The organism is Pseudomonas sp. PMCC200344 (assembly GCF_030053095.1).
GTDB classification, from domain to species: Bacteria; Pseudomonadota; Gammaproteobacteria; order Pseudomonadales; family Pseudomonadaceae; genus Aquipseudomonas; species Aquipseudomonas svalbardensis.
The window spans coordinates 6,157,842-6,172,312 of the sequence record NZ_CP125618.1; the positions used below are offsets into that span (position 1 = coordinate 6,157,842).

Annotated in this window: 16 protein-coding genes and 1 other RNA gene; 9 read left to right on the plus strand and 8 right to left on the minus strand. The window is 58.8% G+C overall.

Annotated features, from left to right (window positions below; translation table 11 throughout):
- Positions 1-20: 20 nt before the first annotated feature.
- Together ssrS and QFW87_RS28305 are read left to right on the plus strand one after the other, a co-directional pair.
- A non-coding RNA gene (gene ssrS / locus QFW87_RS28300) (6S RNA) lies at positions 21-199 on the plus strand.
- 86 nt (positions 200-285) lie between these two features.
- The gene (locus tag QFW87_RS28305; protein ID WP_140675317.1) at positions 286-891 is read left to right on the plus strand and encodes a 5-formyltetrahydrofolate cyclo-ligase; all 606 of its coding nucleotides are present in this window, start codon (positions 286-288) and stop codon (positions 889-891) included.
- 32 nt (positions 892-923) lie between these two features.
- On the opposite strand, the gene QFW87_RS28310 is transcribed toward QFW87_RS28305, so the two are convergent.
- Entirely contained in the window at positions 924-1,076 is a 153-nt protein-coding gene (locus QFW87_RS28310; RefSeq protein ID WP_283189380.1) for a hypothetical protein, read from the minus strand.
- 201 nt (positions 1,077-1,277) lie between these two features.
- Between QFW87_RS28310 and QFW87_RS28315 the strand changes: the two genes are divergently transcribed.
- A complete protein-coding gene (locus tag QFW87_RS28315; protein WP_283182122.1) occupies positions 1,278-1,730 on the plus strand; it encodes an EVE domain-containing protein in 453 nt (150 codons plus the stop codon).
- 125 nt (positions 1,731-1,855) lie between these two features.
- Here the strand turns inward: QFW87_RS28315 and QFW87_RS28320 are convergent, their stop codons facing one another.
- Positions 1,856-2,263: a flagellar basal body-associated protein FliL gene (locus QFW87_RS28320; RefSeq protein WP_283182123.1), complete on the minus strand. Its 408-nt coding sequence runs from the start codon at positions 2,261-2,263 to the stop codon at positions 1,856-1,858.
- 150 nt (positions 2,264-2,413) lie between these two features.
- On the opposite strand from QFW87_RS28320, the gene QFW87_RS28325 reads away from it, so the two are divergent.
- Together QFW87_RS28325 and glpT are read left to right on the plus strand one after the other, a co-directional pair.
- On the plus strand, positions 2,414-3,391 hold the full coding sequence (locus QFW87_RS28325) for an NADPH:quinone oxidoreductase family protein (RefSeq protein ID WP_283182124.1): 978 nt from the start codon (positions 2,414-2,416) through the stop codon (positions 3,389-3,391).
- A gap of 386 nt (positions 3,392-3,777) precedes the next feature.
- Entirely contained in the window at positions 3,778-5,127 is a 1,350-nt protein-coding gene (gene glpT, locus QFW87_RS28330) for a glycerol-3-phosphate transporter (protein ID WP_283189381.1), read from the plus strand.
- Here glpT and QFW87_RS28335 read toward each other — a convergent pair.
- The 6 genes from QFW87_RS28335 to QFW87_RS28360 form a co-directional block, all read right to left on the minus strand.
- Positions 5,103-5,771: a gamma-glutamylcyclotransferase gene (locus tag QFW87_RS28335; protein ID WP_033060635.1), complete on the minus strand. Its 669-nt coding sequence runs from the start codon at positions 5,769-5,771 to the stop codon at positions 5,103-5,105. The genes glpT and QFW87_RS28335 overlap by 25 nt on opposite strands.
- Before the next feature lie 221 nt (positions 5,772-5,992).
- Complete coding sequence (locus tag QFW87_RS28340; protein WP_283189382.1) at positions 5,993-6,961, minus strand: CDP-6-deoxy-delta-3,4-glucoseen reductase; 969 nt, start codon at positions 6,959-6,961, stop codon at positions 5,993-5,995.
- On the minus strand, positions 6,961-8,427 hold the full coding sequence (gene ubiD, locus QFW87_RS28345) for a 4-hydroxy-3-polyprenylbenzoate decarboxylase (RefSeq protein WP_056738783.1): 1,467 nt from the start codon (positions 8,425-8,427) through the stop codon (positions 6,961-6,963). Before ubiD ends, QFW87_RS28340 begins: the two co-directional genes overlap by 1 nt.
- Before the next feature lie 139 nt (positions 8,428-8,566).
- Positions 8,567-9,826 carry a transcription termination factor Rho gene (rho, locus tag QFW87_RS28350; RefSeq protein WP_007942421.1) on the minus strand — a complete coding sequence of 420 codons (1,260 nt, stop codon included), beginning with the start codon at positions 9,824-9,826 and terminating at the stop codon, positions 8,567-8,569.
- Positions 9,827-10,074: 248 nt separating this feature from the next.
- On the minus strand, positions 10,075-10,404 hold the full coding sequence (gene trxA, locus QFW87_RS28355) for a thioredoxin TrxA (protein ID WP_008150340.1): 330 nt from the start codon (positions 10,402-10,404) through the stop codon (positions 10,075-10,077).
- A gap of 120 nt (positions 10,405-10,524) precedes the next feature.
- A complete protein-coding gene (locus tag QFW87_RS28360; RefSeq protein ID WP_283182127.1) occupies positions 10,525-11,232 on the minus strand; it encodes a FadR/GntR family transcriptional regulator in 708 nt (235 codons plus the stop codon).
- A 256-nt stretch (positions 11,233-11,488) separates the two neighbouring features.
- Between QFW87_RS28360 and QFW87_RS28365 the strand changes: the two genes are divergently transcribed.
- The 4 genes from QFW87_RS28365 to QFW87_RS28380 are packed head-to-tail and all read left to right on the plus strand — an operon-like array spanning position 11,489 to position 14,347.
- Positions 11,489-12,274: a transporter substrate-binding domain-containing protein gene (locus QFW87_RS28365; RefSeq protein WP_283189383.1), complete on the plus strand. Its 786-nt coding sequence runs from the start codon at positions 11,489-11,491 to the stop codon at positions 12,272-12,274.
- Positions 12,275-12,295: 21 nt separating this feature from the next.
- Positions 12,296-12,976, plus strand: coding sequence for an amino acid ABC transporter permease (locus QFW87_RS28370; protein WP_283189384.1), 681 nt, complete (start codon positions 12,296-12,298; stop codon positions 12,974-12,976).
- Positions 12,973-13,623 carry an amino acid ABC transporter permease gene (locus tag QFW87_RS28375; RefSeq protein ID WP_283182130.1) on the plus strand — a complete coding sequence of 217 codons (651 nt, stop codon included), beginning with the start codon at positions 12,973-12,975 and terminating at the stop codon, positions 13,621-13,623. Before QFW87_RS28370 ends, QFW87_RS28375 begins: the two co-directional genes overlap by 4 nt.
- A complete protein-coding gene (locus QFW87_RS28380; protein ID WP_283189385.1) occupies positions 13,610-14,347 on the plus strand; it encodes an amino acid ABC transporter ATP-binding protein in 738 nt (245 codons plus the stop codon). The genes QFW87_RS28375 and QFW87_RS28380 overlap by 14 nt, the downstream gene beginning before the upstream one ends.
- The last annotated feature ends 124 nt before the right edge of the window (positions 14,348-14,471 follow it).

The following is a 14,471-nucleotide window of genomic DNA, read 5'->3' on the forward strand; positions in this document are numbered from 1 at the left end:
CGCTTGGGGTATACTCGCAACACTCCCTGGGGTGCTTGCCAGTTGGCGATGTCCCTGAGCCGATTTGCTATACCCTGGAGGTTGCACGTTGGGCTGGTGTGCATGTCCGCTAGACGGAAAGCCTTAAAGCCTACTGCATCTTCCACCTTGAACTTTCGGGTTCAAGGGCTAAGTCGACAGCGGTACATCCGGGGAGCCTGATTCCAGTCCGATGCCGGTTTAAATACCGGCATCGGCTTTTTTACGGGTACGCTTTATGTACCCGCACTGCCGAAGCCCGAATTCATGACCGAACCTGCGCTGCTGCCCCGCCCGCAACTTCGACGCATGCTGCGCAAGGCCCGCCGCGCACTGACACCCAGTCAGCAACGCCAGGCTGCTCGCGGGCTGTACAAACAATTGGCCCAGCAGCCGCTGTTTCGCCGCGCAAAACATATCTCTTTGTATCTGCCCACTGACGGTGAAATCGACCCGCGTGTTTTGCTGCGTGCCGCTCAACGTCGGGGCAAGGCGACTTATCTGCCGGTGCTCAGCGCCTGGCCACGAACCAAAATGGTGTTCCAGCGAATTCGCCCCGGCGAAAAACTCAAACCCAACCGCTTTCGTATTCTCGAACCCCGGCACAACCTCGCCCGGCAACGCAAAGTCTGGGCGCTCGATCTGGTGCTGTTGCCATTGGTGGGATTTGACGATGTCGGCGGACGCCTGGGCATGGGCGGTGGTTTCTATGATCGAAGCCTGGCGTACCTGGCACGACGTAAAAACTGGCGCAAGCCGACGCTATTGGGGCTGGCCCATGAATGTCAGAAGGTCGAGCGATTGGCTCAAGCGAGCTGGGATGTGCCGTTACAGGGAACGGTGACAGACAAAGCGCGGTATTTCGCCGGCTAGACGCCACTGAAATCAGCGGCGTCCGAAGAGATTCAGCGCTTTAAGGCCGAAGGCTGCTGTTGCTGAGCGATTTCGATCGGAGCGTCAGTCTTGTTGCTCCACAGGCTTTGGGCATAGCCAGTTGTCACGACGCCGAGGCCGAACAAAATAACCAAAATCCATAGTAAATCCGGTTTGCGTTTCATCGATTGCCCCCCAAAGGCACATCAACACGATGACAGCAGCGGTTTCCGTTGTAGGTGTAGGCCGTGCAGCAGCGTCAAGCTTAGAAGGCCGGCATTTTGCGACAACGTGAACCGACACGCAAACGCTGGCGTCAACCGACCGTCGGTTTGTCATAAAATTCCCCGACAACTTGCCCACTCACCTCGCAAGGAGCAAAAACCATGGCTTATTGGCTGATGAAATCCGAGCCCGACGAGCTCTCGATCAAGGGCCTGGAGACGCTTGGCAACGCGCGCTGGGACGGGGTTCGCAACTACCAGGCGCGTAATTTTCTGCGGGCCATGGCCGTGGGCGACGAGTTTTTCTTCTATCACTCCAGCTGCCCCGAACCGGGGATCGCCGGGATCGGAAAGATCGTCGAAGCCGCGTATCCGGACCCGACGGCGCTGGAGCCGGAGAGTCATTACTACGATCCGAAGGCCACGGCAGAGAAAAACGCCTGGAGCGCGATCGATGTCGCGCATGTCGAGACGTTTCCCAACGTGCTTAAGCTGGATTACCTGAAACAGCAGGCGGCGCTGGCCGAGATGCCGCTGGTGCAGAAAGGCTCGCGACTGTCGGTGATGCCGGTGACGGCCGAGCAGTGGGTGGCGGTGATTGCATTACGGGCTTAAGCCATGCAGTGACTGCATGAATGCCTTCGCGAGCAAGCCCGCTCCCACAATGGTTCTGCATTCACTGAAGATCCCCTGTGGGAGCGGGCTTGCTCGCGAAGAGGCCCGCCCGGACAGCGAAAAACTTACTGGATAATGAGGTTGTTGAACAACAAATCCTCGACCACTGGATTGCCAGTTTCGTCGTTCATGATTTGCTGGGTCTGCTTCAGGGCTTCCTGCCGCAGCTTTTCCTTGGCCTCGACGTTGTTCATCGCTTCAGTGGTCTGCTGGGCAAACAACGCCACCAGTTGATTACGAATCAACGGCTCATTGGCTTTCACCAGTTTGGTCGCCTCATCACCGGTCACTCGCAATGCCACATCGGCCTTGTAGACCTTCAGCTTCGACGTCCCGTCCAGCCCGTAGTTGCCCACGAACGGCGGGCTCAGGGTGATGTAATTGACCTTCGGAGCTGCACCTTCTTTGGCTTCTTCGGCCATCGCTGCCACAGGCAGAGACAGGGCCAGCAACAACATGATCCACGCTTTCACAATTCGCTCCTTATCCGGTTTGCGGCCTAGCATAACGACCCGCCGCTCAAGCACAAGCTTATGGCTGACTATCAGGGCCGGGCATGCTCGTTGACCCATCGACTCACACACCTACACTTATCGGCCATCACTCCCAAAGGAATAGCCCTGATGAAAGCCGTGCTGTGCAAAGCCTTCGGCCCTGCCGAATCGCTGGTGCTGGAAGACGTCGCCAGTCCTGTCGCGAAGAAGAATGAAATCCTGCTGGACGTGCACGCCGCCGGGGTGAATTTCCCGGACACGCTGATCATCGAGGGCAAATATCAGTTCAAGCCGCCCTTCCCGTTTTCCCCGGGCGGCGAAGCGGCTGGCGTGGTCAGCGAAGTAGGCGAAAAGGTCAGCCACCTCAAGGTTGGTGATCGGGTCATGGCGCTGACTGGCTGGGGCAGTTTCGCCGAACAGGTCGCGGTGCCGGGCTACAACGTGCTGCCCATCCCGCCATCGATGGACTTCAACACCGCCGCCGCGTTCAGCATGACTTACGGCACTTCGATGCACGCGCTCAAGCAACGGGGCAACCTGCAACCGGGTGAAACCTTGCTGGTACTCGGCGCTTCCGGCGGTGTCGGTCTGGCCGCCGTGGAAATCGGCAAAGCCATGGGCGCCCGCGTGATCGCCGCCGCCAGCAGTGCCGAAAAACTCGCGGTCGCCAAAGCTGCCGGCGCCGATGAGCTGATCAACTACAGCGAAACCAGTCTCAAGGACGAAATCAAGCGCCTGACCGATGGCCAGGGCGCCGATGTGATTTACGATCCGGTGGGCGGCGACCTGTTCGACCAGGCCATCCGCGCCATTGCGTGGAACGGCCGTCTGCTGGTGGTCGGTTTCGCCAGCGGACGCATCCCTGAATTGCCGGTCAATCTTGCGCTACTCAAAGGTGCAGCGGTGGTGGGTGTGTTCTGGGGCTCGTTTGCCCAGCGCCAGCCTCAAGACAACGCGGCGAACTTCCAGCAATTGTTTGGCTGGTTTGCCGAGGGCAAGTTGAAGCCGTTGGTGTCGCAGGTATATCCACTGAGCAATGCGGCGCAGGCGATCAATGATCTTGGCCAGCGCAAGGCGGTTGGGAAAGTGGTGGTTCAGATTCGCTGAGCCCAATGCAGCGGTCTGGACTTCGAATGAAGTTGTTCAGACCGCTTTTTTTGTCCAGGACTAAAGCAACCCCGCAACTGAAATGCCAGAGCTGGCAGCTGCGTAAAGGTTAAGACTCGACGACTGGGAACAGAACGCCACGACTTCCCATTCATGCGAAGGACATTTCCCAAAGCCTCGTCCTACCCTGGACCGAAATGCGGCACGTAGACCTGCAAGTAACGTTTCCCACAACGCCCTACATTTATACCTGAGCGACATGTTCATAAAAGAACATGCAATCTCCAGAATTTCCTCTATTTGGCCGATGCGAAGCGGTGCTATTTTCGGTAACGAAACTGTAACATTCGCATCCGCAGTCAAAACAAGAAATCTGGAGCTCTTGAATGTTTGCTTTCTTTCGTCCTGCCGCACATCAGGCTCCATTGCCTGAAGAAAAAATAGACAACACCTACCGACGCCTTCGCTGGCAGATCTTCGCCGGGATTTTTATCGGCTACGCCGGCTATTACCTGCTGCGCAAAAACTTTTCCCTGGCCATGCCCTATCTGATCGAAGAGGGCTATACCCGCGGTGAGCTGGGCCTGGCGCTGTCGGCCATCGCCATTGCCTACGGCCTGTCCAAGTTCCTGATGGGCATCGTGTCCGACCGTTCCAATCCGCGTTTCTTCCTGCCCTTCGGCCTGTTGGTATCGGCCGGTGTGATGTTCATTTTCGGCTTCGCGCCCTGGGCGACGTCCAGCGTGACCATCATGTTCATCCTGCTCTTTATCAATGGCTGGGCCCAGGGCATGGGCTGGCCGCCGAGTGGGCGGACGATGGTGCACTGGTGGTCGCAGAAGGAACGCGGTGGCGTAGTGTCCTTGTGGAACGTGGCGCATAACGTCGGTGGCGGCCTGATCGGCCCGCTGTTCCTGCTCGGCATGGGTCTGTTCAATGACTGGCACGCAGCGTTTTACGTGCCGGCGGCGGTCGCCATGGCGGTGGCGGTGTTTGCCTTCGTCACCATGCGCGACACCCCGCAATCGGTGGGCCTGCCGCCCATCGAGAAGTACAAGAACGACTACCCGGAAGGCTACGACGCCAGCCACGAAGAAGAATTCAGCGCCAAGGAAATCTTCGTCAAATACGTGCTACGCAACAAAATGCTCTGGTACATCGCCCTGGCCAACGTCTTCGTCTACCTGTTGCGCTACGGCGTGCTGGACTGGGCACCGACCTACCTCAAGGAAGCCAAGGGCTTCTCCGTGGATAAAACCTCGTGGGCCTACTTCTTCTACGAATGGGCAGGTATTCCGGGCACGCTGTTGTGCGGCTGGATGTCGGACAAGATCTTCCGTGGCAACCGTGGCCTGACCGGCATGGTGTTCATGGCATTGGTGACTGTTGCGACCCTGGTGTACTGGCTCAACCCGGCGGGCAACCCGACAGTCGACATGATCGCGCTCGTCTCGATCGGCTTCCTGATTTACGGCCCGGTGATGCTGATCGGCCTGCAAGCACTGGAATTGGCACCGAAGAAAGCCGCCGGTACGGCAGCGGGCTTCACGGGTCTGTTCGGTTATCTGGGTGGTTCGGTCGCGGCCAGTGCAGCGATGGGCTACACCGTGGACCACTTCGGCTGGGATGGCGGTTTCGTGCTGCTGATTAGCGCATGCTTACTGGCGATGGCCTTCCTTGCGCCGACGCTGTGGCACAAACAAGTCGCCAGTCAGAGTCGCGAAGCAATCGCCTGATCGGCCTTTGATTTGCAGCGCTTGAGCCGCGCCTCCAGATTTCGGTCTGGCATGGCGTGGCTACGCAGGGCGTGGGCGGTCTGCTCGACATAATCGCGAGTAGTGCCGTAACGCCCGCAAGCGTTTTCGAACACGTGGCTCAGCACGTGATCCGGCAAGTTGCCCGCATAGCTGGGCAGATGCCGCTCCAATACAAACCCCAACGCCTGAACCTGACTTCCGTCTTCAAGACGGCAGTTGAGCCAGTGTGGGCGATAGGACGGGAATGGCATTTCGCGCTGCCAAAGTGCGTAAAGAGATGCTTCGAGTTGTTCTTCAGGCAGGCGATAGGCGAAGCCGCTGCAAGAACCACCGCGATCCAGGCCGAACACCAGCCCAGGCACTTCGGGCGTGCCGCGATGTTCGTGGGACCACAAATACAAACCGCGATGGTAGCCATGCACACGACCACGCACTCGCTCCACCGCTGCACATTCAGGACGCCAGATCAGCGAACCGTAAGCGAACAGCCACACCGGCCCGCCCTTGTGGCGCGCCATCGTCGACTGCATTGAGTTGAGCAATTGTTCGTGAGTGAGCTGCGGCCCCAGATCGAGCCGCGGAGGGTAAGCCAGATTCAAAAAAGCAGATTCGATGGCGCTCATGGCGATTAGCGTTCAGCTCCCCGCGGGTGAAGAATTACTTAATAGAACGCACCGCTGTAACAATAAGGCACATATGTTTTAAGGCAATTTAAGTGCCATGGCACAGTTCTTAAATATTTGCCTGGATGACATATAACCTACCGGCATTTATAAGATTTTATAAATACCGATCGGCTATATAGAGAGTTATAACGATTAAGATCGAGGATCAAAATCGCGGATCAAGATCGCGGAGCGTATGCAAATACATCCGCACGCATTTGATGAGCGTCCATCCCCGCCTCAACCAAAGCATCCAGCGTGCCGTAGACCATGGCCGGAGAGCCGCTAGCGTAGACATGCAAGGGTTTCAGATCCGGGAAGTCCTCACACACCGCCTCATGCAACATCCCGCAGCGCCCCTGCCAGCCGCATTGATCGCTGACGACTTTATGCAGGAATAGATTGGGCAGTTTCAGCCATTCATCCCAATGTTCGATGGCATAAAAATCTTCAGGACGACGCACGCCCCAATACAGGTGCACCGGATGTTTGAAGCCCGCGGCACGGCAATGTTCGATCAGGCTATGGATCTGGCCCATGCCGGTGCCCGCAGCGATCAGCACCAGCGGACCCTCCGGCAGTTCCGCCAGATGGGTGTCGCCGAACGGCATTTCGATCCGCACCATCGGGTTGCGTTGCAACTGGTCGATCAGGCTCAGCGCACTGCTTTCGCGCGCCAGCACATGGATTTCCAGATCACGCCCGCCATGTGGCGCCGAGGCCAGGGAGAACGCGGATTTCTCGCCGTTCTCGCGCTCGATCATCAGGTACTGACCGGCGTGATAGCGCGGCGGCTTGCCGGCCGGCGCTCGCAGACGCACACGCCAGGTATCGCCGCCGACGTCCCTGCATTCAATGACCTGACACGACAAGCTGCGCACCGGCAATTCTCCCAGCGCAAGCACGCCATCCCACAGCACGATGCAGTCTTCCAGCGGCTCTGCAATGCAAGTGTAGAACTCGCCATGGTCGCGCACACCGCCTTCCTGTTCGACCCGCCCTTCCACCAGCAGTGCGGCGCACACATGGCAATTGCCGTTTCGACAGCTTTGCGGGCATTCATAGCCCAGACGCCGCGCGCCATCGAGAATCCGCTCGCCGGGCAGAATCTGTAGCACTGCTCCGGAGGGCTGCAAGGTTACACGCATCAATCTATTCCTAACTGATTCCAGATGGCATCGATCCGCTGGGTCACGGCTTCGTCCTTGACGATCACCCGGCCCCACTCGCGAGTGGTTTCGCCCGGCCATTTATGCGTGGCATCGAGCCCCATCTTCGAACCCAGGCCGGAGACCGGCGAGGCGAAGTCCAGGTAATCGATCGGCGTGTTGTCGATCATCACCGTGTCGCGCTTGGGGTCCATGCGCGTGGTGATGGCCCAGATCACGTCGTTCCAGTCGCGTGCGTTGATGTCGTCATCAGTGACGATAACGAACTTGGTGTACATGAACTGTCGCAAAAACGACCAGACACCGAGCATTACCCGCTTGGCATGGCCGGGATACGACTTCTTCATGGTCACGATGGCCATGCGGTACGAGCAGCCTTCGGGCGGCAGGTAGAAGTCGGTGATCTCGGGGAACTGCTTCTGCAGGATCGGCACGAACACTTCGTTCAGCGCCACGCCGAGAATCGCCGGCTCATCCGGTGGACGGCCGGTGTAAGTGCTGTGGTAGATCGGTTTGATGCGGTGGGTGATGCGCTCGACGGTGAACACCGGGAAGCTGTCGACTTCGTTGTAGTAGCCGGTGTGGTCGCCGTACGGGCCTTCATCGGCCATTTCGCCCGGATGGATCACACCTTCAAGGATGATCTCGGCAGTGGCCGGGACCTGCAAGTCGTTGCCACGGCACTTCACCAGTTCGGTGCGATTGCCGCGCAACAAGCCGGCGAAAGCATATTCGGAAAGGCTGTCCGGCACTGGCGTCACCGCGCCGAGAATGGTCGCTGGGTCAGCGCCCAGCGCCACGGACACCGGGAACGGCTGTCCAGGATGCTTCTCGCACCACTCGCGGTAATCCAGCGCGCCGCCACGGTGACTGAGCCAGCGCATGATGACCTTGTTGCGGCCAATCACTTGCTGACGGTAAATGCCGAGGTTCTGGCGATCCTTGTTCGGACCTTTGGTGACGGTCAGGCCCCAGGTGATCAGCGGGCCGACGTCGCCCGGCCAGCAGGTCTGCACCGGCAGCATCGCGAGGTCGACGTCGTCGCCTTCGATGACCACTTCCTGACACACTGCGTCTTTGACCACCTTCGGAGCCATGGCGATGATCTTGCGGAAGATCGGCAGCTTGGACCAGGCATCCTTCAGGCCTTTCGGCGGCTCGGGTTCCTTGAGGAACGCCAGCAGCTTGCCGATCTCGCGCAATTCGCTGACCGCCTCTGCGCCCATGCCCAGCGCCACGCGCTCAGGGGTGCCGAACAGGTTGCCGAGCACCGGGATGTCATAACCCGTGGGTTTTTCGAAAAGCAGGGCCGGACCTTTGGCACGCAGGGTGCGGTCGCAGACCTCGGTCATTTCGAGCACTGGGGACACTGGAACCTGGATGCGCTTGAGTTCGCCGCGCTTTTCCAGACCGCTGATAAAGTCGCGCAAGTCGCGATACTGCATGCGTGAGCCTCGTTTTGGCCGTGCCGTTCGGGGGTGGCAGTTTAGCGCCGAACCCCTCTATTCAGAACCACGAACTGCCATTGATCAAAAATCAGATAGCAAAAAGCCGGGTTTCCCCGGCTTTTGCTAGCCTATCGACTTACTTGCGTTTCATCGACAGGAAGAACTCATCGTTGGTCTTGGTCGTTTTCAGCTTGTCGACCAGGAACTCGATGGCAGCGATTTCGTCCATCGGGTGCAGCAGCTTGCGAAGAATCCACATGCGTTGCAACTCGTCGTCGGCTGTCAGCAACTCTTCGCGGCGGGTGCCGGAACGGTTGATGTTGATGGCCGGGAAGACACGTTTTTCAGCGATGCGGCGATCCAGCGGCAGTTCCATGTTGCCCGTGCCTTTGAATTCTTCGTAGATCACTTCGTCCATCTTCGAGCCGGTTTCAACCAGCGCGGTGGCGATGATGGTCAGCGAACCGCCTTCTTCGATGTTCCGCGCGGCGCCGAAGAAACGTTTCGGTTTCTCCAGGGCGTGAGCATCGACACCACCGGTGAGTACTTTGCCGGAGCTCGGGATCACGGTGTTGTAGGCGCGAGCCAGACGGGTGATGGAGTCGAGCAGGATCACCACGTCCTTCTTGTGTTCGACCAGGCGCTTGGCCTTCTCGATCACCATTTCGGCAACCTGCACGTGGCGGGTTGGCGGCTCGTCGAACGTCGAGGCAACCACTTCGCCGCGCACGGTGCGCTGCATTTCGGTTACTTCTTCCGGACGTTCGTCGATCAGCAAAACGATCAGATGAACTTCTGGGTTATTACGAGCGATGTTCGCTGCGATGTTCTGCAGCATGATGGTTTTACCGGCTTTCGGCGGTGCAACGATCAGACCGCGCTGGCCTTTACCGATCGGGGCGCACAGGTCGATGACACGACCGGTCAAGTCTTCGGTGGAACCGTTGCCGGCTTCCATCTTCATGCGCACGGTCGGGAACAGCGGGGTCAGGTTCTCGAAGAGAATCTTGTTTTTCGCGTTCTCAGGACGATCGTAGTTGATCGTGTCGACCTTGAGCAGCGCGAAATAACGCTCGCCTTCCTTTGGAGGACGGATCTTGCCAACGATGGTGTCACCGGTGCGCAAGTTGAAGCGACGGATCTGACTCGGCGAGACGTAGATATCGTCTGGGCCGGCGAGATAGGAAGCGTCAGCGGAGCGAAGGAAGCCGAAGCCGTCCTGGAGAATCTCCAGCACGCCATCACCGGAGATTTCCTCGCCGCTTTTAGCGTGCTTTTTGAGCAGGGAGAAAATCACGTCCTGCTTGCGCGAACGGGCCATATTTTCTATGCCCATCTGTTCGGCCAATTCGAGCAGTTCGGTAATCGGCTTTTGCTTGAGTTCAGTCAGATTCATATAGGAATGACGTAATCATTTATGGAGGGGGGGAAATTAAGCTTTTGGCTTAATGAGGCCGCGCCGCAGAGAAGGCGACAGGATCGCGTACTTATTCGAAAAGGAGTGCGTCGGCGACGGCTAGCAGGGGGCATTGGAGAAACCAGTGCGGGGCCGAATGTACCACCTGAGTTTCGGAGCGTCTAGCCCTCAATAACGAAAAGGCCCCGCGATGTGCGGGGCCTTTTTGATGACGCTTTAAACGACGCTTAGATGTTGGCGTCGAGGAAAGCAGCCAGTTGCGACTTCGACAGTGCGCCGACCTTGGTCGCTTCAACGTTGCCGTTCTTGAACAGCATCAGAGTCGGGATACCACGCACGCCGTGCTTGGCCGGGGTTTCCTGGTTCTCGTCGATGTTCAGTTTGGCAACGGTCAGCTTGCCTTTGTAGGTTTCAGCAATTTCGTCCAGAACAGGAGCGATCATTTTGCAAGGGCCGCACCATTCAGCCCAGTAGTCGACCAGTACAGCGCCTTCGGCCTTGAGGACGTCGACGTCGAAGCTAGCGTCGGTGACGTGTTTAATAAGATCGCTGCTCATGGAAGTCTCCAGGTTGTAAGCAAAAAAACGTGGCCCATCATAGCCGCCCTTCCCTCGTTCAGGAAGGTGCAGATGATTGAGTCTCGCTATGGTGCCGCATGAGTTTGGGTATAGACCAAGTCACGAGGTGGCGGGAGCGACGAAGGCAATTCCGGTGCGCAGTGCCGCATTACGCACGTGTTCGTGCATGGCCTTCTGCGCTGCCCCGGACGCCCGCCGGGCCAGTGCGCGGAGGATTTTGCGGTGTTCCTGCCAGGTTTCCATGGCCCGCTCTGCCCGGATGAACGGTAGTTTCTGGCTCTCTAGAAAGATGTCGGCGCTGGCCGTCAGAATGCTCAGCATCGCCTGATTGCCGCTCGCCAGCAGGATGCGCCGGTGAAACTCGAAATCCAGTCTCGCCGCGGCCTCGAAGTCGCCGGCCTTCAACTCGATGCGCATGGCGGCGACGTTATCTTCCAGTGCATCGAGCTCGTGAGTACTTAGGGTCACCGCCGCCAAACCGGCCGCAAAGCCTTCCAGGGCATAGCGCAACTGAAAGATGTCCAGCGGCGAGGCTTGTGCCGCAAATGGCCAACTCAGCGCCGCATCACCTCGCGGCAAATCAACCGGTGACTGCACGAACACGCCTTTGCCCGGCTGGATGCTGATCACCCCCAACGCACTCAATGACGACAACGCTTCGCGCAACGACGCCCGACTGACCCCCAATTGCACCGCCAAATCCCGTTGCGAGGGCAAGGCATCGCCCGGCCCGAAACCTTGCTCGGTGATCAGTTTACGGATGGCTTGCAGCGCCACTTCAGGTACGGCGCGAAAGATCGAGTTCATGGTTTTTCAGACGAACCAGGCCAATGAGCGGTTAGTTGTAAAGCTATTCGCGACGCCCGGCAAGACGTGCCCCATGGGGGTTCGGAGATTTTTATGGATGCGCTATCGGGGTGCGAAACGCCGCCCAACTGTTCAGACCAGTAAGACCGAGAGACACCAGCAAAACCGTGGCCTTGCGCCTCCACAACCCGATATTGGCACGGCCCATGCTCTGTCGATACGCAGAATTCACTTCTCGCCGATTCGGAGATTTGCCATGACCCAGCGTTACAGCGCCCTCATCAAAGCCCTGTTTGCCAGCCTGATGCTGAGCCAGGCGCCCGCCCACGCCGACGGTCTGGAGGATGTGGTCAAGCGCGGCGTCCTCAAGGTTGCCGTGCCTCAGGACTTCCCGCCGTTCGGTTCGGTCGGCCCGGACATGAAGCCGCGCGGCCTCGATATCGACACCGCCAAGCTGCTGGCCGACCAACTCAAGGTCAAACTCGAGCTGACGCCGGTCAATAGCACCAACCGCATTCCGTTCCTGACCACCGGCAAGGTCGATCTGGTGATCTCCAGCCTCGGCAAGAACCCCGAGCGCGAGAAGGTCATCGACTTCTCCCGTGCCTACGCGCCGTTCTACCTCGCCGTATTCGGCCCGCCGGATGCCGACATCAAAGGCCTGGACGACCTCAAGGGCAAAACCATCAGCGTCACCCGTGGTGCCATCGAAGACATCGAGCTGACGAAAGTCGCGCCCGAAGGCGTGACCATCAAGCGCTTCGAAGATAACAACTCGACCATCGCCGCTTACCTCGCCGGGCAAGTTGATCTGATCGCCAGCGGCAACGTGGTGATGGTGACCATCAGCGAGCGCAACCCGAAGCGTATTCCGGCGTTGAAAGTGAAGCTCAAGGATTCGCCGGTCTACGTCGGCGTGAACAAAAACGAGCCGGCGCTGCTGGACAAGGTCAACCAGATCCTCACCACCGCCAAGACTGACGGCGCGCTGGAAAAGAACTCCCGAACCTGGCTCAAAGAGCCGCTGCCGGCCGATCTCTGATCGTCGTTGCGGAGACTAAACATGGCTTATCAGTTCGATTTCATACCGGTGGTGCAAAACACAGACCTGCTGCTGCGCGGTGCGCTGTTCACCCTTGAACTGACAGCCATCGGCGCTGTGCTCGGGGTGGGTCTAGGCATCGTCGGAGCGCTGGTGCGAGCGTGGAACATCCGCCCGTTCGCCAGCATTTTTGGGGTCTACGTCGAGTTGATCCGCAACACGCCGTTTCTGGTGCAGTTGTTTTTCATCTTCTTCGGCCTGCCGTCACTGGGTGTGCAGATTTCGGAATGGCAGGCGGCGGTGCTGGCGATGGTGATCAACCTGGGCGCCTATTCCACCGAGATCATCCGCGCCGGCATTCAAGCAATCCCTCGAGGACAGCTTGAAGCCGCAGCGGCGCTGGCAATGACGCGCTTCGAAGCCTTTCGCCACGTGGTGCTGCTGCCGGCGCTGGGCAAGGTTTGGCCGGCATTGAGCAGCCAGATCATCATCGTGATGCTGGGTTCGGCAGTTTGTTCGCAGATCGCCACCGAAGAGCTGAGCTTCGCCGCCAACTTCATTCAGTCGCGCAACTTCCGCGCCTTTGAAACCTACGCCCTAACCACGCTGCTCTACCTGTGCATGGCGCTAATGATCCGCCAGTTACTGAACTGGATCGGCCGCCGGTTTATAGCAAGAAGCAGCGCAAGGACCAGCCAATGAGCGATTTCACGTTCTGGGACGTCGTACGCAACCTGCTCACAGGCCTGCAATGGACCCTGGCGCTGTCGCTGCTGGCATTTATCGGTGGCGGACTGATCGGCTTGCTGATCATGGTCATGCGCATCTCGAAACAATCCCTGCCCCGCAGCTTCGCCCGCACCTATATCGAACTGTTCCAGGGCACGCCGCTGTTGATGCAGCTGTTTCTGGTGTTCTTCGGTGTGGCGTTGGCCGGGGTGGAGATTTCGCCGTGGATGGCCGCGGCCATTGCCCTGACGCTGTTCACCAGCGCCTACCTGGCGGAGATCTGGCGTGGTTGCGTCGAATCGATCCCCAACGGCCAGTGGGAAGCGTCATCAAGCCTGGCTCTCAATCCTCTGGAGCAACTGCGCTACGTGATCCTGCCGCAAGCGCTGCGGATCGCCGTGGCACCGACCGTGGGCTTCTCGGTGCAGGTGGTCAAAGGCACCGCCGTCACCTCGATCATCGGCTTCACCGAATTGACCAAGACCGGCGGCATGCTCGCCAACGCGACCTTCGAACCGTTCATGGTCTACGGCCTCGTGGCCCTCGGTTACTTCCTGCTCTGCTACCCCTTGTCCCTCAGTGCGCGCTACCTGGAAAGGAGACTGCATGCCTCTGCTTAGAATTTCGGCCCTGCATAAATATTACGGTGACCACCATGTACTCAGAGGCATCGACCTGAGTGTCGAGGAAGGCCAGGTCGTGGCGATCATCGGCCGCAGCGGCTCGGGAAAATCCACGTTACTGCGCACCCTCAATGGCCTGGAATCGATCAACGACGGCGTGATTGAAGTCGACGGCGAATACCTCGACGCCGCCCGTGCCGATCTGCGCAGCTTGCGACAGAAAGTCGGGATGGTGTTTCAACAGTTCAACCTGTTTCCGCACCTGACGGTCGGCGAGAACGTGATGCTCGCGCCGCAAGTGGTGCAGAAAGTGCCAAAAGCCAAAGCGGCGGAACTGGCGCGGGAGATGCTGGAGCGGGTCGGGCTGGGGGAAAAATTCGATGCCTTCCCGGATCGGTTGTCTGGCGGGCAGCAACAGCGGGTGGCGATTGCCCGGGCGCTGGCGATGTCGCCGAAGGTCTTGCTGTGCGATGAGATTACCTCGGCGCTGGACCCGGAATTGGTGAACGAAGTGCTGAGCGTGGTCCGGAAACTGGCCAAGGAAGGGATGACGTTGATTATGGTCACCCATGAGATGCGTTTTGCCCGGGAGGTTGGGGATAAGTTGGTGTTCATGCATCAGGGCAAGGTGCATGAGGTCGGGGATCCGAAGATTCTGTTCGCGAACCCGCAAACGGCGGAGCTGGCGAATTTCATTGGCACAGTTGAAGCGGCGGGCTGAAGGACGCCATCGCGAGCAGGCTCGCTCCCACATTAGTTCTGTGTCGTGCGCAGGATGGGCGGCAACGCAAAACCCTGTGGGAGCGAGCCTGCTCGCGATTGACCGCGCAGCGGTCACCTGCATG